Genomic DNA, 21,767 nt, shown 5'->3' on the forward strand with positions numbered 1-21,767 from the left:
TCTGTTCTAAGGCCTTCACCACTGGGCTGGGCCAGGAAAGATAATGGCACTTTAGTGCCAATTGTTATTCAGAGAAGGGCCGCGCGAGCGGCCCATTGGCTTTGAAGTTTGCCACAAATCGGTGCAGCTAGCCTTCCACCTGGCTCCACTGCTTGCTCAGGCGCTTGTCGGAAATCGCGACCTTGGTGCCCAGTTGCTGGCCGAACAGCGAAACCCGGTATTCCTCCAGCAACCATCGGTACAAGACGAGCTGTTCGTCGCGCTTGCCCTCTTGGGCATGCTTGTCGGCGCGGGCTTTGTACTGGTTCCAGAGGTTGCCCAGCTCGCCGCTCCAGACGCGGTCCTTCTGCACCTGCGAACCCAACTTCTCAAGGCGCAGTTCGATCGCTTTCAGATAGCGCGGCAGCTCCTTGAACCAGGCGCCGGGCGTCTGCCGGACAAAGCCGGGATAGACCAGATTGCCCAATTGCTGCTTGATGTCGTTCAGTGCCACGGCATGGTTCAGGTCGATCTTCCCTTTGAAGCGCTTCTGCAGGCCATGCCAGAGCTTGAGCACCTCAAGGGTCAGGCGGGCGAGGCGTTCGGCATGCTCGGTCCAGCCGCCGCGCTTGCGCTCGGCCAACGAAGCGAGGCCGGCGCCGTCACGCGGCAAGGTGCCTTCGCCTTCGAGGATGCAGCTGTCCAGGCTGGCCAGAAGGATGTCCTCGACCAGCGCCTCCACCCGGCCCAGCTCCCGGTACAACAAGCCTAGTTCGGTCAGCCCGGGCAGCCTGGTGCGCAAGAACTTCGCCGGTTCGGCCAACTGTTGCAGCAGCAGGCGCTGGAGGGCGCGGCGGTGCTGGAACTCGGCTTCCGCCTGAGTCGAGAACCGCCCTTCCTTGACCGTGCCGTTGTCCTCGACCAGCGCCGGATAAACCGTCAGCGAAAGCCCGGCGATCTTCTGCTGGGCGGTCTGCGCCACCTCCGAGAAAGCCTTGGCCTGTACCGGCTGGTCACGCTTGTGATCGCGTGGCACGGCCAGGGCGGCCTGGCTCGCAGCGGCGAAGCGCGCGGTCAGCTCGGCCAGGTCGCGGCCTTCGCCCAGGAACTTGCCTTGACCGTCGACCACTTCAAGGTTCATCCGCAGATGGCCTTCCACTGCATTGGTGGATTCTTCCCAGGCCTCGTCGCTGACCCGTGCGCCGGTCATGCGCAACAGTTCCTGGCCCAGGGCCTGGGGCAACGCGCCCTTGCCGAAGGTGAGGCGCTGCAGGGCTGCCTTGACGAAGTCGGGCACAGGCACGAAGTTCTTGCGCAGGGCCTTGGGCAAGTTGCGCACCAAGGCAATGCACTTGGCCTCGAGCAGGCCCGGCACCAGCCACTCCAGGCGCTCGCCCGGCAAGCTCGGCAACAGCGGCGCGGGCACCCGGACGGTCACGCCATCACGCGCGTGGCCCGGTTCGAAGTGGTAGCTCAGCGGCAGGCTCAACTCGCCGACGCGCAGGCTGTCCGGGTACTGGGCAGCCGTGACCTCGCTGGCCTCGCGGGCGAGCACGTCTTCTTCGCGCATGATCAGCAGTTGCGGATCCTGCTGGCTGGTCGTGCGGTACCAGCTGTCGAAGGTCGCCGTCTGGTGAATCTCGCCGGGCAGGCGTTCCTCGTAGTAGCCATAGAGCGTTTCTTCATCGGCCAGGATATCGCGACGACGGGCCTTGGCCTCGAGCTCGTCGAGCTGTTCGAGCAAGCGCTTGTTGGCCGCCAGGCACTTGGCGCGCGACTGGATCTCACCGCCCACCAGCCCTTCGCGGATAAACAGCTCGCGGGACACCACCGGATCGATCGGACCGTAGTGCACGGGCCGGCGGCCGACGAGGATGAGGCCATACAGCGTGATCTGCTCGAAGGCGACGACCTGCCCGCGCTTCTTTTCCCAATGCGGCTCGAAGTGGTTCTTCTTGATCAGGTGGCCAGCCAGGGGCTCGATCCAGTCAGGTTCGATCTTGGCGACCATGCGTGCATACAGCTTGGTGGTCTCGACCAGCTCGGCGGCCATCACCCATTGCGGACGCTTGCGCCCGATCCCCGACGAGGGATGCACCCAGAAACGCCGCTGCCGCGCGCCCTGGTAATCGCCTTCTTCGGTCTTCTGGCCGATCTGGCTGAGCAGACCGCTGAGAATCGCCTTGTGCAGACGTGGAAAGTCCGCCGGGTCCTTGTTGACCGTCAACTGCAGGTCGCGGCAGATCAGGCTGAGCTGCCTGTGGGCATCACGCCATTCGCGCAGTCGCAGGTAGTTGAGAAACTGCTTGCGGCACCAGTTGCGCAGCGGACTGGCAGTCAGCGCCTGGCGCTGCTCTTCGAAACCGCGCCACAGGCTGACCAGGGCGGCGAAGTCCGAGTCGGGATCTTTCCACTGGGCGTGAGCCTGGTCGGCGGCCTGCTGGCGCTCCGGCGGACGCTCGCGCGGGTCCTGCACGGACAATGCACTGGCGACGATCAGCACTTCCTGCAGGCTGCCCAGGCGCGCGCCTTCGAGCAGCATGCGGCCCAGGCGAGGGTCGACCGGCAGGCGCGCCAACTGGCGGCCCAGCGGGGTGAGCTGGTTCTCGCGGTTGACCGCCGAGAGCTCCTGCAACAGGTTGAAGCCATCGCTGATGGCCTTGCCATCCGGCGGTTCGATGAACGGGAACGCATCGATGGCACCCAGGCGCAGGTGCAGCATCTGCAGGATCACCGCGGCCAGGTTGGTACGCAGGATCTCGGGATCGGTGAAGGCCGGGCGGGCGTTGAAGTCTTCCTCGCTGTACAGGCGCACGCAGATACCCGGCTCGACCCGGCCGCAACGGCCCTTGCGCTGGTTGGCGCTGGCCTGGGAAACAGCCTCGATGGGCAGGCGCTGAACCTTGGCGCGGTAGCTGTAGCGGCTGATGCGCGCTGTACCGCTGTCGATCACATAGCGGATGCCTGGCACGGTCAGCGAGGTCTCGGCGACGTTGGTCGCCAGCACTACACGGCGACCGGCGTGGGTCTGGAAGATCCGCTGCTGTTCGGCTGGCGACAAGCGCGCGTACAGGGGCAGGATCTCGGTGTGGCGCAGCTGGGCCTTGCGCAGGATCTCCGCGGCATCACGAATCTCCCGCTCACCCGGCAGGAACACCAGTACATCGCCCGGGCCCTTGCCCTCGTGGCGCTCGAAGTGGGCAATCTCGTCCAGCGTCGCGAGGATCGCCTGGTCGACGGTGAGGTCATCCTCGACCTGGTTGCCCTCCTCGTCCTGCTCGCTGGCCAGCGGGCGATACCAGGTGTCGACCGGATAGGTGCGGCCGGACACCTCGATGATCGGCGCGTCGTCGAAGTGCTTGGAGAAACGCTCCAGGTCGATGGTGGCCGAAGTGATGATCAGCTTGAGCTCAGGCCGGCGGTGCAGCAGGGTCTTGAGGTAGCCCAGCAGGAAATCGATATTGAGACTGCGCTCGTGGGCTTCGTCGACGATGATCGTGTCGTAGCGTTCGAGCAGGCGGTCATGCTGGGTCTCGGCCAGCAGGATGCCGTCGGTCATCAATTTGACCAGGGTATTGGCGTCGCTCTGGTCCTCGAAGCGGACCTGGTAACCGACCAGCCCCCCCAGGGGTGTGCCCACTTCTTCGGCAACGCGGCTGGCGACACTGCGCGCGGCGATCCGCCGAGGTTGCGTATGGGCAATCAGGCCATGCTGGCCGCGCCCAAGTTCCAGGCAGATCTTGGGCAACTGGGTAGTCTTGCCCGAGCCGGTCTCGCCAGCGATGACCAGCACCTGGTTCGCCTGCAGGGCCTTCTTGATCTCTTCACGCTTGGCCGCGATCGGCAGGCTGTCGTCGTAACGGATGCGCGGCACGCTGGCGGCGCGCGCGGCAACCTGGGCGCAGGAGGCCTGGACCTTTTCGGCCCACTGGGCCAGGCGCGCCTCGTCCGGGCGCTTGCGCAACTCATGCAGTTGCCGGCGCAGGCGATGGCGGTCGGCAATCATGGCGTGGTCGAGGTTTTTCAGCAGCTGGTCTATCGCGTGATCTGTCATCGGGCTTTCTGGTTGCGCAGGTGAGCCTGCTTTTTCATGATCGGTATCAACAGGGGGGCAATTGTCGCAGATTTGATGGGGTACGGCACACAACGGCATTGCCAGAGCGGATCAGGGCTGGGGCGGCGGCCTTGCGCCGCGATGGGACCGCGAGGCGGCCCCAGGGATCTGTCAGGCGATTTTCTTCAAGCCAAGCTTCTTCATTTCTTCATCGCGCAACTCGCGGCGCAGGATCTTGCCCACGTTGGTGGTCGGCAGCGCATCGCGGAATTCGATATGGCGCGGGACCTTGTAGCCGGTGACATTGGCGCGCATGTGCTCCATCACCTGCTCCTTGGTCAGGGTCATGCCCGGCTTGACCACGATGAACAACTTGATCACCTCGCCCGACTTCTCGTCAGGCACGCCGATCGCGGCACACTGGACCACCCCGGGCAGGCCGGCCAGCACGTCCTCCAGCTCGTTGGGGTAAACGTTGAAACCCGACACCAGGATCATGTCCTTCTTGCGATCGACGATGCGCATGTAGCCATCGGGCTGGATCAGGGCAATGTCGCCGGTCTTCAACCAGCCCTCGCTGTCGAGGATTTCGGCGGTGGCGTCTGCGCGCTGCCAATAGCCCTTCATCACCTGCGGGCCCTTGACGCACAGCTCGCCGACTTCGCCCAGGGCGAGCTCGTTGCCGCTGTCATCGATGATCTTGCACAAGGTCGACGGCACCGGGATGCCGATCGTGCCGATCTGGTTCTGCTCGGCCGGATTGACCGCCGCCACCGGGCTTGTCTCGGTCATGCCGTAGCCTTCGCAGATGGCACAGCCGGTCACGGCCTTCCAACGCTCGGCCACGCTCATCTGCAGCGCCATGCCACCGGACAGGGTGATCTTCAGCGACGAGAAGTCGAGGTTGCGGAAGGCTTCGTTGTTGCACAGGGCCACGAACAGGGTGTTCAGGCCGACAAAACCGCTGAACTTCCATCTGGACAGTTCCTTGACCATCGCCGGCAGGTCGCGGGGGTTGCTGATCAGCACGTTGTGGTTGCCGATGAGCATCATGGCCATGCAATGGAAGGTGAACGCGTAGATGTGGTACAGCGGCAGCGGGGTGATGAGAATCTCGCAGCCTTCCTGGAGGTTCGCGCCCATCAGGGAGCGGCATTGCAGCATGTTGGCCACCAGGTTGCGATGGGTCAGCATCGCACCCTTGGCAACGCCCGTGGTACCGCCGGTGTACTGCAGCACGGCCACGTCGTCGCCCTGCGGGTTGGCTTCGGCCAAGGCCGCGTGCTTGCCCTTGCTCAGCGCGTCATTGAAACGCACGGCCTTGGGCAGGTGGTAGGCCGGCACCATCTTCTTCACATACTTGATGACGCTGTTGATCAGCAGCCGCTTGAGCGGCGGCAGCAGGTCGGCAACCTCGGTGACGATCACATGCCTGACTTGAGTCCGGGGCGCCACCTTCTCGGCCAGGTGCGCCATGTTCGCCAGGCACACCAGGGCCTTGGCTCCGGAATCGTTGAACTGATGCTCCAGTTCGCGCGCGGTGTACAGCGGGTTGGTGTTGACCACGATCAGCCCGGCCCGCATGGCGCCGAACACGGCCACGGGATACTGCAGGACGTTGGGCAGTTGCACGGCGATACGATCACCCGGCCTGAGGTCGGTATGCTGCTGCAGGTACGCGGCGAACGCCCCGGACAGGGCATACAGCTCGCCATAGGTGATGGTCTTGCCCAGGTTGCTAAAGGCCGGTTTGTCGGCAAAGCGTTGGCAGGATTCTTTCAGTACCGCCAGGATATTCGGAAATTCATCCGGATTGATATGTGCCGCAATCCCCGCTGGGTACTTATCCTTCCAAAAATGTTCGATCATGGAAGCCCACTCCTTCCGCACTGCGAATTCTTCATCGCATCGATGCGATTATTATTGATATGCGAGGACGGATCTTAAACATTCCGTTCATCAAAAGCGCGCCGAGAGTACCAGCTTTGCCTGGGGTCGCCTAGGGCCAGGCCGGGCCATCCAGTCACAAAAACGACCAGATCAGCAGATCCGGTCACCACCTGAAGCATGGCGGACAGCCTCAGGCGGTGTCGCGAAGTTCCCGCCGCAGGATCTTTCCAACGGGGGTCATTGGCAGCGAGTCCCGCAGGACGATGTGCTTGGGCACCTTGTAGCCGGTGAAGTTGGCCTTGCAGTAGGCCTTGAGGTCGTCGATGCTCACCCCGCCATCGCGCGGCACCACGAACAGCTTGACCGCCTCGCCCGAGCGCTCGTCCGGCACGCCGATGGCGGCGCAATTGGCCACCTGGGGGTGACCCATGACGACTTCCTCGATTTCGTTGGGATACACATTGAAGCCCGACACGATGATCATGTCTTTCTTGCGGTCGACAATGCGGGTAAAGCCGTCGGGGTCGATTACCGCGATGTCCCCGGTCTTCAGCCATCCCTCGCTGTCGAGCGCCTCGGCGGTCGCCTCTGGCTGCTGCCAGTAGCCTTTCATCACCTGCGGGCCCTTGATGCAGAGCTCGCCACGTTCGCCCAGCGGTTGCTCGATGCCATGGTCGTCGATGACCTTGAACGCCGTGCCGACCACGGGAATACCCACGGTGCCCAGGCGGGCCTGGTCGCCATAGGGATTGGTGCTGGCGACCGGTGACGTTTCGGTCAGACCGTAGCCTTCGACGATCCGGCAGCCAGTGAGCGCTTCCCATCGCTCGGCGGTTGCCGTGACCAGCGCCGTGCCGCCAGAGTTGGTGACCTTGAGCGCCGAGAAGTCGAGCGTCCTGAATTGCGGATTATCCATCAGCGCGACAAACAGGGTGTTGAGACCCAGCAGCGCGGAGAAGCGCCATTTCTTCAGCTCCTTGATGAAACCGGGAATGTCCCGCGGATTGGTGATCAGCACGTTGTGGTTGCCGGTGGCCATCATGCACATGCAATTCGCGGTGAAGGCGTAGATGTGGTACAGCGGCAGCGGGGCGATCATCACCTCCTGGCCGTCCTCGATCAGTTTTTGCCCATCCGGGCCGTGCTGGGAAAAACACGCCAGCACCTGCAACATGTTGGCCACCAGGTTGCCGTGGGTCAGCATGGCGCCCTTGGCCAGGCCCGTGGTGCCGCCGGTGTACTGCAGCACGGCGATATCGTCCAGCTCCAGGCTGACGGGAACCGGCGCCAGGCCGCGTCCCTGGCGCAGCGCCTGCTTGAACGGCACGGCCTGCGGCAAGTGGAAGGCCGGTACCATTTTCTTTACCTTGTCGACCAGGGTATTGACCAGCCACCCCTTGGCCGCTGGCAGGAAATCACCCATCTTCGCCTCGATGAGGTATTCGATGCCGGTGTCGGGCAGGACCTGCTGCACCCGCTGGCCGAACAGGTTCAGGTAGACCAGCGCGCGGGCCCCGGAGTCCTTGAACTGATGGCGCATCTCGCGCTCGGTGTAGAGGGGGTTGGTGTTCACCACGACAAGACCGGCGCGCAGGGCGCCGAACACGGCGATGGGATACTGGAGCACATTGGGCATCTGCACGGCGATGCGGTCGCCCGGCTCCAGGCCCGTGTGTTGTTGAAGGTAGGCAGCAAAGGCTGCGGAATGACGCTCAAGGTCGGCGTAGGTCAGGGTTACCCCTAGGTTGCTGAAGGCCGGGCGGTCGGCGAAGCGCGAGCAGGAGCGCTCGAAGACCTCCACTACAGAGCGGTACGCCTTGATGTCGATATGCGAGGGAACGCCTTCGGGGCGCTTGTCATTCCAGAAGTCAGCGTGCATTTATTGTTGTCCTCTTGCCTGAGCTGTCCGTAGCCGGACACTAGCAGGTCTGCCAGAGGTGGCAACCGGACTCGGCGCGCCATTAACATCCTGAATGGTATTGCTGCCGATGCCAGGATCCAGAGGCTTGCGCACAGCGTGCGGGGCCCCTGAGAATCCTGGCGATCCACAGCGGATGTGATCCGGTCCGTACCGGCAAGCGTCACAGGATGATTGCCACCCAGTCCGAACCTGAAGGAACCCCCCGATGACCCAGGTCACCAACACGCCTTACGAAGCCCTCGAAGTCGGCCAGACCGCCACCTACAGCAAGTCCGTCGAAGAACGTGACATCCAGCTGTTCGCGGCGATGTCCGGTGACCACAATCCCGTGCACCTGGACGCCGAGTTCGCCGCCAAGAGCATGTTCCGCGAGCGCATCGCCCATGGCATGTTCAGCGGCGCCCTGATCAGCGCAGCCGTGGCCTGCACCCTGCCTGGGCCCGGCACTATCTACCTGGGCCAGAAAATGAGTTTCCAGAAACCGGTGAAGATCGGCGACGAGCTCACCGTGCGCCTCGAAATCCTCGAGAAGCTGCCCAAGTTCAAGGTGCGCATCGCCACCAATGTGTACAACCAGAACGACGAACTGGTGGTCGAAGGCGAGGCCGAGATCCTCGCACCGCGCAAGCAGCAGACCGTCGAACTGGTCAGCCCGCCGAACTTCGTCGCCGGCTGATCAACCCAGCTCGCGCAGGCGGCGTTCGATGTATCGCCGCTCCGGCCCCTGTCTCGCGAGGGTCAGCGCATCCCGCCAGGCGGCCCTGGCCTGTTCGACGTGCCCGAGCTGGCGATGCAGCTCGGCACGCGCGGCATGGACCAGATGGTAATCGGGCAATTGCCCACGCGCCAGGATCGCTTCGACGGCCTCGAGCCCCATCTCTGGTCCATCCCTTCGCGCCAGCGCCGCCGCCCGATTGAGCTCGACCACGGGCGAAGGCCAGCCGCGCTGCAGCACATCATAAAGTCCGACGATCTGCGCCCAGTCCGTCTGTTCTGCGCTGGCGGCTTCGCCATGCACCGCGGCAATCGCCGCCTGTAGCGTATAGGCGCCGAAATTCCGGCTGCGCAGTGCCTGCTCGACCAGCAGGCTGCCTTCATCGATCAGCGCGCGGTCCCAAAGGCCGCGGTCCTGGTCGTCCAGCACGATCAGCTCACCCAGCGCGTCGGTGCGCGCTTTTTGCCGCGAGGCCTGCAGCAGCATCAACGCAAGCAGGCCGAGCACTTCGGGATCCGGCAGCAGTTGCGCCAGCAGCCGACCCAGGCGAATGGCTTCGTCGCTCAGCGCTTGCTGCATGAGGGCTTCGCCGGAAGATGCCGAGTAGCCCTCGTTGAACACCAGGTAGATCACGCGCAGCACGCTGTCCAGACGTTCGGGCAGCGCCGCCAGTTCCGGCACCTGATAAGGTATGCCCGCATCACGGATCTTTGCCTTGGCGCGCACGATACGCTGGGCGATGGTCGCGGGGCTTTGCAGAAATGCACGAGCGATCTGCTCGGTGGTCAGGCCGCAGACCTCGCGCAGGGTGAGCGGCACCTGGGCATCGGGAGCCAGCGCCGGGTGACAGCAGGTGAAGATCAGCCGCAAACGGTCATCGGCCAGCATCTCGTCCTCGCTCGGGTCTTCGGCCTGCCGATCAAGCATCAAGATCAGTTGCGCTTGAGACCGGTCGAAGCGCGCACGCCGCCGCAGTGCATCGATAGCCTTGAAGCGGCCAGTGGATACCAGCCAGGCACGCGGATTTTCCGGCATGCCGTCACGCTGCCACCGCTCCACGGCGATGAAGAAAGCGTCGTGCATGGCCTCTTCGGCCAGGTCGAAATCGCCCAGCAAGCCGATCAGCGTGGCCAGGATCCGCCGCGACTCGCGCTTGTAGATCGCCTCGACCTGGCCTCGCAGTGCAGCATCGGAGGCCATCAGTCCGGCATCCGGTTGGTCACCACCTCGACCAGGCGATCCAGGCTCTCGCCCCAGCCCCGATAGAAACCCATTTCCTCATGGGCCCGGCAGTCCGTAGCGTTCCAGTGCCAGGCGCTGGCGGTATAGCGGGTGCGGCCCAGTTCTTCATCGAAGGTGATCACCGCCGTCATGAATGCCTGGGCAGACGGTACCCAGCCAGGGGTGAATGCATCGGTGAAGACCAGCCGGCGCGGGGCGATGATTTCCAGGAACACACCCTGGTTGGGGTATTCGGTGCCATCCGGAGCGCGCATCAGCGTACGCAGCAAACCGCCGACCCACAGCTGCATCTCGCATTCTGGGGTTGTCATGCCGTGGGGGCCCCACCATTGCTGAAGCCACCTGGGCTCGGTCCAGGCGCGGAACACCTTGCTGCGTGGCGCGTCGATCAAGCGGGTAATGGATAATTCGTGTCGAGGCTCTCCCTGGCCTGGTTGTTCAAAGGTCATTGTTGTGATTCTCCGTCTGTCAGGGTTGCAGCTCGCGCACTGGACGCACCTCCACACTGCCGACACGCGCTGCCGGGATGCCCTTGGCGATGATCAAGGCTTCATTGAGGTCTCGGGCGTCGACCAGGTAGAAGCCGGCAAGTTGCTCCTTGGTTTCGGCGAAGGGGCCGTCGGTCAAGCTCATCTGCCCACCCCGCACGCGCACCGTCGTGGCCGTGCGCACGGATTTCAGCGCCTCGGCCGCCAGCATGCGGCCAGCGCCATGCAACGATTCGGCGTAGGCACTGCACTCCGCATCGGCGGGGCTCTCGGGCAGGCTGTGCAGCAGCTCTTCGTCACAATAGACCAGGCACAGGTATTTCATGGTCGTCTCCAGCGCGAGCGGAAAGTGCGTTTGGCGATAAGCCGAGAAGTTTTAACTTCAAGGCTTGAGGTTGAACAACGCCTTCTGGGTTTCCATATCGAACGGCGCTGACCAGTGCTCGTGGATCACCTGCCACTTTCCGCCCCTGCGCCGGTAGCCGACGGTGGCGCGCATGAAGCCGCACTGGCTTTCGTCATCAGCCGGCCCGCAGCGGTTCAGCCAATGTGCAAACGCCAGGTCGCCCTCGGCCTGTACCGACAGCTGCGCGACCTCGAAGACCATCGGGCCGGAGCAATGGCCCATGCACATTTCCCAGTGCGCCCGGTACGACGCCTTGTCCGTGAATTGCAGTGTCTGGATCGCGTCGAACGCAACGATGTCATCGGCGTAGGGCGCGGCGATTGCATCCAGGTCACGGTCGCGCACCGCCTGTACCCAGTGCTCGATGAGTTGACGGATTTCGCTTTCGGCTGCGGTGTTCATCGGTTCTACCTCCGACCTGTCATGGTGTGCGCCGCGGGTGCGGCGCATTCATGGGTGGTCGAATGGCGGGCGCGAATTTCGACAGACTGGCCAGGACGAATCCGCTTTATTCATCCCTCTTCACACCCCTGCCCCATCGCACGGTACTCCAGGACATGGATCTGGCCCTGATGGTCCTCATAGGTCATGGTGGCCGGGACCACTTCGCAGACATCGGGGATGGTCGAGAGGCTGATGACGCGCTTTATATCGAGGTTGACGGAGTAGTCGTACTGCTGGACGACGGGCTGGCTGGCGACGGCGGGCTCGTCTGCGAGGGCGAACGAGGACACGCCAAGCAGTGCAAGCATCAGGAATGGTTTCATGGGTAGAGGCCTTGAAAGCAATCAAGCGAGCGATTGACTTCATGTGCCACAGTGGCGCGGAGAAGTTGTCATATCAACTGCTGGAAATGACACGAAGTACCGATCCCGCTGGGTACTGCCGGGGATGGGTACAGTCTACTCCCGGCCCCGCAGACGGGAAGTCCGCAAGCCGCCATTCACTTTTACCGTGCCTGCAACAATATGACGACTGCCGCTCGACAACACCTCCTGAGCCCTGTAAAAGCCGCAATCCAGAGCGCTAGCAGGAATCTCGACGTGTCTCACTTGCACATCGGTCCGTTGGTCGGACCCGAGCGCGGACTGCTCGATCGCTTCTACCGCCAGCACCGTTCACGCATGCGGGCCAGTGCCGAAGGAAAGTTTTGGGTTGCCCGCTCCAGTGGCATCGTCGGTGGGCTGTGCTTGAGCGAAGTACCCGGCGGACTCTGGCTGACCGGGCTGTTCGTCGAGCCGCAACAACGTGGCCGACGGATCGCGTCGAAGTTGGTGAGCACCGCGCTGGCAAGCACCAACGACGACGTCTGGTTGTTCTGCCACCCTGATCTGTCGGCGTTCTATGAGCGTCTGTGCTTCAGCCCAACCAATTCCCTGCCGTCCGTGCTGGCCGATCGGCTGGCCCGCTACCAGCGCACCAAGAGTCTGGTGGCGCTGGTGCGAACTCAGTCATCGGCGACTTCCAGCCCTGGAAACAGCACCTCGGTGTAGCCGAACCTGGCGAAATCCCGGATACGGGAAGGGTACAACCGCCCGATCAGATGGTCGCATTCATGCTGGACCACCCGTGCATGAAAGCCGTCGGCGAGACGGTTGATGGCCTGTCCCTGTGGGTCGATTCCCTCATAGCGGATATTCCGGTAGCGCGGCACCACACCTCGCAGGCCAGGCACGGACAGGCAGCCTTCCCAGCCGTCCTCGATTTCGCTGGTCACAGGCGTGATCAGCGGGTTGAGCAGGATTGTCTGGGGCACCGCCTCTGCATCCGGGTAGCGTTCACTGCGCTCGAAGCCGAAGATCACCAGTTGCAGGTCGACTCCGATCTGCGGCGCGGCGAGGCCGACACCCCCGACATGGCGCATGGTCTCGAACATGTCATCGATCAGCTGCTGCAGTTCGGGACTGCCCACCAGGCGCTCGGGCACCGGCGGGGCGATGCGCAGCAAGCGCTCATCGCCCATCCTGAGAATTTCGCGGATCATCGCGGACTGGTCTCGTGAGGCTGCGGGCTGGCCGTCTGCGACTGGTCATGCCCCAGCACGGTCTTGTGCTTCTCGGGCGGCGCACCCTGGTCCGGCGCCTTCTCACCCTTGTCCTTGCCCTCGGCAGACATGTGCTCGATCACCGCATTCATCTCGGCGCCCAGCAACAGCACCGCCGCAGAAATATAGAAGTACAGGAGTAGCACGATGATCGCCCCGATACTGCCATACATGGCGTTGTAGTCGGCGAAGGTCTTCACGTAGTAGCCAAAGCCCAACGAGGCGATGATCCAGACCACCACGGCCAGCACCGAGCCGGGAGTGATGAAACGGAAACTCTGCTTCACATCAGGCATGACGTAGTAGATAAGCGCCACGGCAACCATCAGCAGCAGGACGATCACCGGCCAGCGCAGAATGGTCCACAAGGTGACGATGAACTCCTGGACCCCGATCTGCGCGGCGATCCACTCCATGACCTGCGGGCCAAGCACCATCAGCGCCGCCGCCGCCAGCATCATGCCGGCGATACCGACAGTATAGAGAACCGACAGCGGGATCCGCTTCCAGGCCGGGCGGCCCTCGGGCACATCGTAAGCAGCGTTCATCGCGCTCATCATCAGGCGCACCGCTGCCGAGGCAGTCCAGAGCGCCAGGAAGATACCGACCGAGATCAGACCGCCCTTGGACTGTTGCAACTGGTCAATGACGGGGTTGACCAGATCCAGCGCCTGGGGCGGAAGCACCAGCTCCGATTGCAGGCGCAGCCAGGAGAAGAAGTCCGGCAGATGCAGGAAACCGATCAGGGCGATGAGGAACAGCAGGAAGGGAAACAGCGAGAACAACATCTGATAGGCCAGCGCCGAGGCGTAGGTCGACATCTCGTCGTCGAGAAACTCATTGACCGTGCGGATCAGCACACGGTGCAGGGGCAGGCCTTGCAGAACGGGTAACATAGAGCGTCTCCTTTCGCCGCTTGTCTGTCGTCAGTACGGATTTCATACCAGGTGATGCGTGCATGCACGCGCGTCAGTCCAATAGACCACGATCCTGCCGTGACGACTCATCAGCCGCGCAATAAAAACGGCCACCCGCAGGCAGCCGTCAGGGGGCACTTGCAATGCATCAAGGCTTCTTGACCGCATCCTTGACCTTGCCGACGGTTTGCTGGGCTTCGCCCTTGATTTCCTGAGCCTTGCCTTCGGTTTTCAGTTTCTCACTACCGGTAACCTCACCAACGCCTTGCTTGACGTTGCCGACCGTTTCATTGGCCAGGCCCTTGGCTTTGTCTTTGGTACCACTCATGGGAATGCTCCTGAAAGGTAAGGCACTGATCCGTGCCGACGTAGAATCGACCTGCGTGCGCTGCGCAGAGTTTCATTTATTTTTCAGCGCTGGTCGAACGGTAAACAGCGTGCGAATACCGCACCATATCCTCGAGGACGCCTGCGCAAAGCCTCGGCGTTTCCCTAGAATCCGGCCAAGCGCAGCAGTGCTGCCACATAAGAACAACAGCTATCGGAAACCCAAAATGCGCCTTGCATCCGTACTCGCAGCCCTGCTGCCGTTGCTTCCCCTGTCCGCCTTCGCTCAATCCACCGAGATCAAAGTGTTGAGCGTCGATCGCTATGCCGACGACGAGCAACCCGGCAGCCTGCGCTGGGCCATCGATACCAACAACCTCGATCCCGGCCACTATCGCATCGAGATCCAGGCGGTGGGACAGGCGCCGTATGTCATCCGCCCTACCCGCGCGCTGCCCGCCATCAAGGGCCCGGTGCAGATCATCGGGAGCCCCTGGGCACGTGATGGCCAGTATGTAGCCATTGACGGTTCCTCCTACATCAAGGGCGAAGGTGCCCACGCCTGCCCAGGCGCCCTGCCCGGCCAGTACGGCACCAACGTACGTACCACCACGGGCCCGGGCCTGGTGCTGCGCGACACACAGGGCGTGGAGCTGACCGGCCTCGAGGTGCGCAACTTCTGCATCGGCATCCTGGTCAACCGCGCCAGCCACAACGTCATCCAGGACAACCGCATCATCGCCAACAAGGGCGGCGCCGGGATCATGCTCACCGGCGACGATGGCCAAGGCAATCCGACCGCCACCAGCACCGTGAACAACAAGGTGCTGCGCAACCAGCTGATCGACAATGGCGACGGCCTGGAGCTGACCCGCGGCGCGGCATTCAACCTGATCGCCGACAACCTGTTCCGCTCGACCCCCGCCAATCCCGAGCCCTCCCAAGGCATCGAGATTCTGCTGGGCAATGACAATACCGTGGTGCGCAATCGCTTCGAGAACTACTCGGACGGCTTGCAGATCAACTGGGGCCACCGCAACTACCTGGGAGCCAACACCTTCAGCGGCAACTCCAACGGCGTCAGCATCACGGGCGACGGCAACATGCTCGACGGCAACCTGATCCACGGCAACCGCATCGGCGTGGCGCTGCGCCCTGAGCCGAACACCACACGCACACGCCTGTCGGCCAATCGCATCTGGGGCAATGGCCTGGATATCCGCCGTTGCGAAGCCGGCGGCTCCTGCGTGCCTGGCCAGCATACCGGCGCCATCGTCCTGGGCGTGCCGGCGCAGGCTCATGCGTTGTACGTGGGATCACGGGGGATCGGTGCCGATTTGCCCAGCAAGGATCAAGCGGCCATCTGCGACGCCCAAGGCGCGCCGAGCGGCTGCCAGCCGCTGCCCAATCAGAACCAGCAGCCGCCCAGGCTGACCGGCATCGAGGCAGGACGGCTGATGGGTGAGGTCCAGGGCCCGCCCTCGAGTCGCCTGCGGGTCGAGGTGTTTGGCAACGTGGGTGATGGCAATGAGGCGGAGCAGTATCTTGGCGCCGTGCTGGTGACCAGTGATGCCCATGGACTGGGCCGGTTCGGATACGAGATCGGGGACGCCATGGGGTTGGGCAGCTTCACCACCACAGTGACCACTGCCGAGGGCGCGACTTCGGCGCTGAGCCTGCCCATCAGGCGGTGACATCATCCTCTGTGGGAAGCAACCGACTTGCCCGGCATCATGCACACCCCGCACAATGTCGGGTCTCTAACGCGTCAACCGCAGGAATCTGCATGAAACTCGACAAACCCACCGCCATCGCCCGGCGCAACGCCTCGCTGGCCAGGCCGGTGCTCACCAGCGACAACACCCTGTTCGCCATTCTCGACCGCAAGCGCAACCTGTGGTGGTTCGAGGTTCCCGTAGGGCTGCTGCGCAAGGGCCAGCCCGACTGGGTCAACCTCTTGCTGCACACCCCGGAGTCCGATGATCTGCAACACCTGAAGGTGCCGATCAATTTCCTCAGTGCGCATCTGGAGCAGCTGGAAGTGCGTCACCCGGGCAAGCGACGCTCCACCATCAGCCTGGCCCTGAGCGCCGACCGTGACTCGCTGCTGCGCGACATCCGCCCAGGCGGCGAGAACCTCGACTTCAAGACCTTTGTGCAGGTCTGATCACTTTCGCTCGATGCGATCGTCAAGGATGACGATCCGGCCTTCCTTGTACAGCGCACCAATGGCCTTCTTGAAGTTGCCCTTGCTGACGCTGAACATGTCACTGATCAGCTGCGGGTCGCTCTTGTCGCTGACCTGGAGCACGCCGTCGTTGGCCAGCAGCCGTGCCATGATCTGCTCCGGCAGGCTGGTGGCCAGGGTTTCACCCGGCGGCTGCAGGCTCAGGGCGATCTTGCCGTCGCTGCGCACTTCCTTGATGTAGCCGGTCTCGTGCATGCCCGAGCGCAAGAAGCCGAACACTTCGTTCTTGTGGATCAGGCCCCAGTGACGGTTGTTGATGATCGCCTTGAAACCCATGGGCGACTGGCCCGCCACCAGCAACTGCACTGGCTGCCCGGGCTTGTAGTCCACCGGCGCCTTGTCCAGGTAGCGGTCGAGCTTGGACGTCGCGGTGATGCGCCGGGTACGCTTGTCGAGGTAGGCGTGCACCACGCAGTAGTCACCGACCTTGAGCGGATGCTTCTCCTCGGAGTACGGCATCAGCAGGTCCTTGGGCAGGCCCCAGTCCAGGAAGATACCGATACTGTTGATGTCCTTGACCTTGAGACTGGCGAACTCGCCTACCTGCAGTTTGGACTTCTCGGTAGTGGCGATCAGCTTGTCTTCACTGTCGAGATAGACGAAGACATTCAGCCAGTCCTCGTCCTCGGTCGGCTGGTCCTTGGGGATATAGCGATTGGGCAGGAGGATCTCGCCATCGGCCCCACCGTCCAGGTACAGACCGAAGTCCGTGTGTTTCACGATTTGCAAACTGTTGTAACGCCCGACTAGAGCCATATCCAGAAATCCTCATCACAAGGCGGCCATTCTACACCCGAACCGGCTCGATCGCCCGACTGCAGGTTTGCGGAACCGCCGCTGCCATCCTGCGTCTACAACCAGGCCAGCCCTTGCAAGGATTCGCACATGTCGCCCAGCCTGTCCAAAGCCCTGCGTCCCCTGCTGCTGATAGCCGCGAGCCTGCTGATGGTGGCCTGCAGCCGCATCGACCTGGCCTACCGCAACCTCGATGTGCTGGTTCCCTGGTCGCTCGCCGACTACCTTGACATGAACCGCGAGCAGAAGAGCTGGCTCGACCAGCGCCTCAAGCAGCACCTGGCCTGGCATTGCCAGACACAGCTACCGGGCTATCTCGCCTGGCTCGACCAGATCCGCCAGATGGTCGCCGAAGACGACGTCACCGACGAGCAGTTGCAGCGACGCACCGCAGAGGCTCGCGAGGCCATTGGCCGGGTCACCGAAGAGATCACCCCTTCGGCGGCGGAACTGCTGCGCGGGATGGATGACCAGCAAGTGCGCGAGATGCGCGAAGCCTTCAGCGAAGATATTCGTGAACGCCAGGCCAAGTACGTGGACACCCCACTCGTGCGCCAGATCGAGAGACGCGCCGAGCGCATGGAAAAACGCCTCAAGCCCTGGCTGGGCGAGCTCAGCGCCGAGCAGCGCGTGCGCGTCATGGCCTGGTCCCAGGCGTTGGGCGAGCAGAATCGCCAATGGATCGCCAACCGTGCCCATTGGCAACAGCAGTTGAGCCTGGCCATGGACCAGCGCCAGGACGCCAGCTTCGAGCCACGCCTGGCGCAATTGCTGCAGCAGAAGGAACGCTTGTGGACCCCCGAATATCGCGCCGCCTTCCAGAACACCGAGGCCCAGGCACGTAGCCTGCTGGTCGACCTGATGCGCCAGAGCAGCCCGGCGCAGCGTCAGTTCCTGCAGGACCGGCTGACCAAGGTGCGGGCTGATTTCAGTGGGATGAAATGCCTCAAGGACTGATTTGACGGATTGCGCCCTTACCGCTGCTTGCGCCGGTACGGGAACACATCGATCACTTTCCCCTCGCGGATCGCTGCCTGGAGGCTCTTCCAGTAATCCGCGTCATACAGCTCCCCATGCAAGCGGCTGAACAGCCGCCGCTGGCCCATATCGGCAAACAGGAAGGGAGGAAATTCCTCGGGGAACACGTCGTGCGGCCCGATCGAATACCAGGGCTCGCCCGAAAGCTCATCCTCGGGATACCGCGCAGGCGGAATATGACGGAAGTTGACCTCGGTCAGGAAACTGATCTCGTCATAGTCGTAGAACACCACCCGGCCATGACGGGTGACACCAAAGTTCTTGAGCAGCATGTCGCCCGGAAAGATGTTCGCCGCCGCCAGCTGCTTGATTGCCAGCCCGTAATCCTCCAGCGCCTCGAGCACCTGGCCTTCGCTTGCCTGCTCCAGGTACAGGTTGAGCGGGGTCATGCGTCGCTCGGTCCAGCAGTGGCGCACCAGCACCGTGTCGCCCTCGAGACTGACGGTGGAGGGCGCGACCTCGAGCAGCTCGTCCAGGCACTCGGGCTCGAACTTGTCGAGCGGAAAGCGGAAATCGGCGAACTCCTGTGTATCGGCCATCCTCCCCACCCGGTCGACACTCTTCACCAGCCGGTACTTCAAGATCACCGTCGCCCGATCAACCGTCTTGGAAGGTGAGAAACGGTCCTTGATGATCTTGAATACCGTGTTGAAGCCCGGCAGCGTGAACACGGTCATGACCATGCCCCTCACCCCGGGCGCCATGACGAAACGGTCGTCGGTGCCCGCCAGGTGATTGATCAGCGCGCGGTAGAACTCCGACTTGCCCTGCTTGTAGAAGCCGATCGAGGTGTACAGCTCGGCGATATGCTTGGCGGGCAGGATGCGCTTGAGAAAGCCGACGAACTCGGCCGGTGCCGGCACATCGACCATGAAGTAGGAGCGTGTGAACGAAAAGATGATCGATACCTGTGCCTCATCGGTGATCAATGCATCGATTTCGATCCCATGGCCCTCCCGATGCAGCAGCGGGATCACCAGCGGCCACTGCTCGTCCAGCGTATACAGCCGACCGACCAGATAGGCGCCTTTGTTACGGTAGAGCACCGGCAGGAACAGCTCGACGCTCAGGTCGGGGTCCTTGCATACCCAGTCGGGCAGGCTCTCGCGCAACTGGGCCTCGAGGCGGGCCAGGTCCCCCTCCAGATCGCCATAAGGAATGCTGAAGTCATAGTCACTGAATATCTGCTGCAACAGCCAGGACAGCTTGCCCTGCGGACGGTAGGTACGCGTCTGGGCCGCGCGGTGATGGGCGCGTGGAGAAGGCCTTGTCGTATGGATGAACATGCAGCCATCGCTGATCAGGTCGTGGCTGAACAGGCTGCAGAAGATCGAGTTGTACCAGGTTTCGGAGAGCTCATCGTCCAGCCGCGGGTCGATCAGGTTGATATACGCGTTCTTTACCAGCGGCCACTGGCTGACGTCCAGCAGCACCGGTTCGGCGAATCCCCCACGCAGCCAACCGCCGACCTCGCTGACCTTCTCCTCATAGAGATTGATGCGCGCTGCGGCCGCGTGCTGGATGTCCTGCCAGCGAGCCTGCTCGAAGCGCTCACGGGCACCAATGGTGATCTGCCGGAAGTGCTCACGGTAGCTATCGAATCCGTCGAGGATCATCCGGGCGATCTCGGCCGCCGGCCATGACGGGGGCATAAGCAGCACCTCAGCAAAGGGGTCAAGGGCTGAGCTTAGTCAGGGGGTGGGCGGATTCGCCAGTGCGAATGCACCGCAAGAAAGCACAAGAAGCCCCCGCGCGAGGTGGCGTACACTCGCGCCCTGCCCTCGTTGCCGGAGACTTGCGTGAGCCCCATTGCCCTTACCCGCCTGCTGACCCTCGCCGCTGTGTGGGGTGCCAGCTTCCTGTTCATGCGCATCATCGCGCCGGTGCTTGGCACTGTGCCAACAGCTTTCTTCAGGGTGTCGATCGCCTGCCTGGGACTGGTGGTGATCCTCGCGGTGATGCGGGTCCGCTGGGATTTCCAAGGCAAACTGGGCGCCTGCCTGGTGCTGGGCATGATCAACTCGGGGATTCCGGCCACCTTCTATTCGGTTGCGGCGCAGGTGCTGCCAGCCGGCTACTCGGCAATCTTCAACGCCACCACGCCGCTCATGGGCGTGCTGATCGGCGTGCTGTTTTTCCGCGAACCGATGACCGCCGCCAAGCTGTGCGGCATTTTCCTTGGCCTGTTCGGCGTCGGAATTCTCAGTGGCGCCGGCCCGGTCGCGCTGGACATGGCGCTGCTGCAAGGCGCGCTGTCGTGCCTTGCGGCTACCACCTGCTACGGTTTTGCAGGTTTTCTCGCGCGCCGCTGGATCGATGGGCTGGACAGCCGCCTGGCGGCGCTGGGCAGCATGCTGGGCGCGACCTTGCTGCTCACACCGCTGTTCATCTGGAGCGCGCTGACCCAGCCGCCGGCCAGCTGGGGCGGCTGGCCGGTATGGTCCTCGCTGCTGGGGCTGGGGCTGGTGTGCACGGCCTTCGCGTACATCCTGTACTTCCGCCTGCTCGCCGAGATTGGTCCGGTCAAGGCCAGCACCGTGACCTTCATGATCCCGGCGTTTGGCGTGCTGTGGGGGGCCTGGTTGCTGGATGAGCCACTGTCGATGGCGCATCTTTATGGCGGGGTGCTGATTGCGGCTGCATTGTGGCTGGTGCTGAAGCCAACCCGGCGCCGGGGCTGAGCCCCGTGGGCCGGGCCTGGATCAGAACAACCAGCGATACAGCAGATACGCCACCACCACCGCCAATACCGGACGAAGCACACGGTAGGCTTTTGGATTGGCGCGCTTGAACGTTTTCACCCGGGCGCTGATGACATTGCTGAAGCGCTTGGTCCACGCATACGCCTGATTGATGCCACCCACACGCTCGTCGTCGGTGTTCTGCGGCGCGGTGGCGCGGCCGAGGAAGGCACTGACCTTGCGGTTGATACGGGTCATCAGCGGGCTGGTGAGCGGGCGCTCGACGTCGCAGAAAAGGATCACGCGGGTGACGTCGGTCTCGTTCTTGACCCAGTGCACGTAGGTTTCGTCGAACATCACGTCTTCGCCGTCCCGCCAGGCATAGACCTGGCCGTCGACGTAGATGCGGCAATCATCGGAGTTGGGCGTGGACAGCCCCAGGTGATACCGCAGGGAACCGGCGAACGGATCACGGTGCGGGTTCAGGTGGCTGCCACCGGGCAGCAAGGCGAACATCGCGCCTTTGACGTTGGGAATGCGGCTGACCAGTTCGACGGTCCTTGGGCACAGGGCCTCGGCCGATGGCAGTGGCTTGTCGTACCATTTCAGGTAAAAGCGCTTCCAGCCCTTCTTGAAGAACGAGCCGAAGCCTGCATCATTGTCTTTTTCGGCGGCGCGGATGTAACCCTCGTCGAACAGGCGCATGGCTTCTTCGCGGATCTCCTGCCAGTTGTCCTTGAGCACGTCGAGTTCAGGAAAGCGGGTGCGGTCCAGGTACGGCTTGGACGGCACCCCGGAGAACAGGTACATCAGGGCGTTATACGGTGCGAACAGCGCCGAATGGTTGACGAACTGGCGCAACACCGGCAACCGCGCCTTGCCGCGCAGGTGCACGAACAGGACACTGCCGATAAACAACAGCAGGACTCCCGCCTTGGCGACAAAGGGAAAGGTCATGCAACACTCCTTGAATAGGGATCAGGCCATCACTGCCTGCCTGCATACGAAATCAGCCAAACATG

Annotated in this window: 20 protein-coding genes; 6 read left to right on the forward strand and 14 right to left on the reverse strand. The window is 63.0% G+C overall.

Annotation, left to right across the window (positions count from 1 at the left end):
* Positions 1–127 precede the first annotated feature (127 nt).
* The 3 genes from hrpA to fadD2 form a co-directional block, all read right to left on the reverse strand.
* On the reverse strand, positions 128–4,033 hold the full coding sequence (gene hrpA, locus AC0ZZU_RS14640; protein WP_476341629.1) for an ATP-dependent RNA helicase HrpA: 3,906 nt from the start codon (positions 4,031–4,033) through the stop codon (positions 128–130).
* Between the two features lie 171 nt (positions 4,034–4,204).
* Positions 4,205–5,902 carry a long-chain-fatty-acid--CoA ligase FadD1 gene (gene fadD1, locus AC0ZZU_RS14645; protein ID WP_476341631.1) on the reverse strand — a complete coding sequence of 566 codons (1,698 nt, stop codon included), beginning with the start codon at positions 5,900–5,902 and terminating at the stop codon, positions 4,205–4,207.
* 211 nt (positions 5,903–6,113) lie between these two features.
* Positions 6,114–7,802, reverse strand: coding sequence for a long-chain-fatty-acid--CoA ligase FadD2 (fadD2, locus tag AC0ZZU_RS14650; protein ID WP_476341633.1), 1,689 nt, complete (start codon positions 7,800–7,802; stop codon positions 6,114–6,116).
* A 247-nt stretch (positions 7,803–8,049) separates the two neighbouring features.
* Between fadD2 and AC0ZZU_RS14655 the strand changes: the two genes are divergently transcribed.
* Positions 8,050–8,520, forward strand: coding sequence for a MaoC family dehydratase (locus AC0ZZU_RS14655; protein WP_158460190.1), 471 nt, complete (start codon positions 8,050–8,052; stop codon positions 8,518–8,520).
* Here AC0ZZU_RS14655 and AC0ZZU_RS14660 read toward each other — a convergent pair whose 3' ends face one another.
* From AC0ZZU_RS14660 to AC0ZZU_RS14680, 5 genes are all read right to left on the reverse strand, one after another.
* On the reverse strand, positions 8,521–9,759 hold the full coding sequence (locus AC0ZZU_RS14660) for an RNA polymerase sigma factor (protein ID WP_476341635.1): 1,239 nt from the start codon (positions 9,757–9,759) through the stop codon (positions 8,521–8,523). It abuts the gene before it with no gap.
* Positions 9,759–10,250, reverse strand: coding sequence for an SRPBCC family protein (locus tag AC0ZZU_RS14665; RefSeq protein WP_476341637.1), 492 nt, complete (start codon positions 10,248–10,250; stop codon positions 9,759–9,761). Before AC0ZZU_RS14665 ends, AC0ZZU_RS14660 begins: the two co-directional genes overlap by 1 nt.
* Before the next feature lie 19 nt (positions 10,251–10,269).
* Entirely contained in the window at positions 10,270–10,614 is a 345-nt protein-coding gene (locus AC0ZZU_RS14670) for a YciI family protein (RefSeq protein ID WP_476341638.1), read from the reverse strand.
* 57 nt (positions 10,615–10,671) lie between these two features.
* Positions 10,672–11,097, reverse strand: a complete 426-nt coding sequence (locus tag AC0ZZU_RS14675) for a YybH family protein (RefSeq protein WP_476341640.1) — start codon at positions 11,095–11,097, stop codon at positions 10,672–10,674.
* 110 nt (positions 11,098–11,207) lie between these two features.
* Positions 11,208–11,462, reverse strand: a complete 255-nt coding sequence (locus AC0ZZU_RS14680) for a DUF2790 domain-containing protein (protein ID WP_476341642.1) — start codon at positions 11,460–11,462, stop codon at positions 11,208–11,210.
* 357 nt (positions 11,463–11,819) lie between these two features.
* On the opposite strand from AC0ZZU_RS14680, the gene AC0ZZU_RS14685 reads away from it, so the two are divergent.
* The gene (locus tag AC0ZZU_RS14685) at positions 11,820–12,188 is read left to right on the forward strand and encodes a GNAT family N-acetyltransferase (protein ID WP_476341789.1); all 369 of its coding nucleotides are present in this window, start codon (positions 11,820–11,822) and stop codon (positions 12,186–12,188) included.
* On the opposite strand, the gene def is transcribed toward AC0ZZU_RS14685, so the two are convergent.
* From def to AC0ZZU_RS14700, 3 genes are all read right to left on the reverse strand, one after another.
* Positions 12,143–12,679, reverse strand: coding sequence for a peptide deformylase (gene def / locus AC0ZZU_RS14690; RefSeq protein WP_476341643.1), 537 nt, complete (start codon positions 12,677–12,679; stop codon positions 12,143–12,145). The two genes, AC0ZZU_RS14685 and def, sit on opposite strands and share 46 nt — an antisense overlap.
* Positions 12,676–13,635, reverse strand: coding sequence for a YihY/virulence factor BrkB family protein (locus tag AC0ZZU_RS14695; protein WP_476341644.1), 960 nt, complete (start codon positions 13,633–13,635; stop codon positions 12,676–12,678). The genes def and AC0ZZU_RS14695 overlap by 4 nt, the downstream gene beginning before the upstream one ends.
* Before the next feature lie 169 nt (positions 13,636–13,804).
* Entirely contained in the window at positions 13,805–13,984 is a 180-nt protein-coding gene (locus tag AC0ZZU_RS14700; RefSeq protein ID WP_476341646.1) for a CsbD family protein, read from the reverse strand.
* Positions 13,985–14,210: 226 nt separating this feature from the next.
* Here AC0ZZU_RS14700 and AC0ZZU_RS14705 point away from each other — a divergent pair, with 226 nt between their 5' ends.
* On the forward strand, positions 14,211–15,677 hold the full coding sequence (locus AC0ZZU_RS14705; RefSeq protein ID WP_476341647.1) for a right-handed parallel beta-helix repeat-containing protein: 1,467 nt from the start codon (positions 14,211–14,213) through the stop codon (positions 15,675–15,677).
* A 92-nt stretch (positions 15,678–15,769) separates the two neighbouring features.
* Complete coding sequence (locus AC0ZZU_RS14710; protein ID WP_476341648.1) at positions 15,770–16,150, forward strand: hypothetical protein; 381 nt, start codon at positions 15,770–15,772, stop codon at positions 16,148–16,150.
* Here AC0ZZU_RS14710 and AC0ZZU_RS14715 read toward each other — a convergent pair whose 3' ends face one another.
* Positions 16,151–16,987, reverse strand: coding sequence for a CvfB family protein (locus tag AC0ZZU_RS14715; RefSeq protein ID WP_476341649.1), 837 nt, complete (start codon positions 16,985–16,987; stop codon positions 16,151–16,153). It lies immediately after the preceding gene.
* Between the two features lie 129 nt (positions 16,988–17,116).
* On the opposite strand from AC0ZZU_RS14715, the gene AC0ZZU_RS14720 reads away from it, so the two are divergent.
* Positions 17,117–17,983 carry a DUF6279 family lipoprotein gene (locus tag AC0ZZU_RS14720; protein WP_476341651.1) on the forward strand — a complete coding sequence of 289 codons (867 nt, stop codon included), beginning with the start codon at positions 17,117–17,119 and terminating at the stop codon, positions 17,981–17,983.
* 17 nt (positions 17,984–18,000) lie between these two features.
* Here AC0ZZU_RS14720 and aceK read toward each other — a convergent pair whose 3' ends face one another.
* Entirely contained in the window at positions 18,001–19,716 is a 1,716-nt protein-coding gene (gene aceK / locus AC0ZZU_RS14725; protein ID WP_476341652.1) for a bifunctional isocitrate dehydrogenase kinase/phosphatase, read from the reverse strand.
* Between the two features lie 147 nt (positions 19,717–19,863).
* Between aceK and AC0ZZU_RS14730 the strand changes: the two genes are divergently transcribed.
* A complete protein-coding gene (locus tag AC0ZZU_RS14730; protein WP_476341654.1) occupies positions 19,864–20,745 on the forward strand; it encodes a DMT family transporter in 882 nt (293 codons plus the stop codon).
* 21 nt (positions 20,746–20,766) lie between these two features.
* Here the strand turns inward: AC0ZZU_RS14730 and AC0ZZU_RS14735 are convergent, their stop codons facing one another.
* Entirely contained in the window at positions 20,767–21,702 is a 936-nt protein-coding gene (locus AC0ZZU_RS14735; protein ID WP_476341656.1) for an aspartyl/asparaginyl beta-hydroxylase domain-containing protein, read from the reverse strand.
* Between the last annotated feature and the right edge of the window lie 65 nt (positions 21,703–21,767).

This window comes from Pseudomonas sp. JE3303, assembly GCF_056312565.1.

Excerpts from the sequence above, each read along its gene's own strand:
- AC0ZZU_RS14670 (WP_476341638.1), bottom strand. The coding sequence starts at position 10,614 with ATGAAATACCTGTGCCTGGTCTATTGTGACGAAGAGCTGCTGCACAGC.
- AC0ZZU_RS14715 (WP_476341649.1), bottom strand. The coding sequence starts at position 16,987 with ATGGCTCTAGTCGGGCGTTACAACAGTTTGCAAATCGTGAAACACACG.
- AC0ZZU_RS14700 (WP_476341646.1), bottom strand. The coding sequence starts at position 13,984 with ATGAGTGGTACCAAAGACAAAGCCAAGGGCCTGGCCAATGAAACGGTC.
- AC0ZZU_RS14660 (WP_476341635.1), bottom strand. The coding sequence starts at position 9,759 with ATGGCCTCCGATGCTGCACTGCGAGGCCAGGTCGAGGCGATCTACAAG.
- AC0ZZU_RS14655 (WP_158460190.1), top strand. The coding sequence starts at position 8,050 with ATGACCCAGGTCACCAACACGCCTTACGAAGCCCTCGAAGTCGGCCAG.
- AC0ZZU_RS14710 (WP_476341648.1), top strand. The coding sequence starts at position 15,770 with ATGAAACTCGACAAACCCACCGCCATCGCCCGGCGCAACGCCTCGCTG.
- aceK (WP_476341652.1), bottom strand. The coding sequence starts at position 19,716 with ATGCCCCCGTCATGGCCGGCGGCCGAGATCGCCCGGATGATCCTCGAC.
- fadD2 (WP_476341633.1), bottom strand. The coding sequence starts at position 7,802 with ATGCACGCTGACTTCTGGAATGACAAGCGCCCCGAAGGCGTTCCCTCG.
- AC0ZZU_RS14680 (WP_476341642.1), bottom strand. The coding sequence starts at position 11,462 with ATGAAACCATTCCTGATGCTTGCACTGCTTGGCGTGTCCTCGTTCGCC.
- AC0ZZU_RS14705 (WP_476341647.1), top strand. The coding sequence starts at position 14,211 with ATGCGCCTTGCATCCGTACTCGCAGCCCTGCTGCCGTTGCTTCCCCTG.
- def (WP_476341643.1), bottom strand. The coding sequence starts at position 12,679 with ATGATCCGCGAAATTCTCAGGATGGGCGATGAGCGCTTGCTGCGCATC.
- hrpA (WP_476341629.1), bottom strand. The coding sequence starts at position 4,033 with ATGACAGATCACGCGATAGACCAGCTGCTGAAAAACCTCGACCACGCC.
- AC0ZZU_RS14685 (WP_476341789.1), top strand. The coding sequence starts at position 11,820 with ATGCGGGCCAGTGCCGAAGGAAAGTTTTGGGTTGCCCGCTCCAGTGGC.
- AC0ZZU_RS14735 (WP_476341656.1), bottom strand. The coding sequence starts at position 21,702 with ATGACCTTTCCCTTTGTCGCCAAGGCGGGAGTCCTGCTGTTGTTTATC.
- AC0ZZU_RS14675 (WP_476341640.1), bottom strand. The coding sequence starts at position 11,097 with ATGAACACCGCAGCCGAAAGCGAAATCCGTCAACTCATCGAGCACTGG.
- fadD1 (WP_476341631.1), bottom strand. The coding sequence starts at position 5,902 with ATGATCGAACATTTTTGGAAGGATAAGTACCCAGCGGGGATTGCGGCA.
- AC0ZZU_RS14720 (WP_476341651.1), top strand. The coding sequence starts at position 17,117 with ATGTCGCCCAGCCTGTCCAAAGCCCTGCGTCCCCTGCTGCTGATAGCC.
- AC0ZZU_RS14695 (WP_476341644.1), bottom strand. The coding sequence starts at position 13,635 with ATGTTACCCGTTCTGCAAGGCCTGCCCCTGCACCGTGTGCTGATCCGC.
- AC0ZZU_RS14665 (WP_476341637.1), bottom strand. The coding sequence starts at position 10,250 with ATGACCTTTGAACAACCAGGCCAGGGAGAGCCTCGACACGAATTATCC.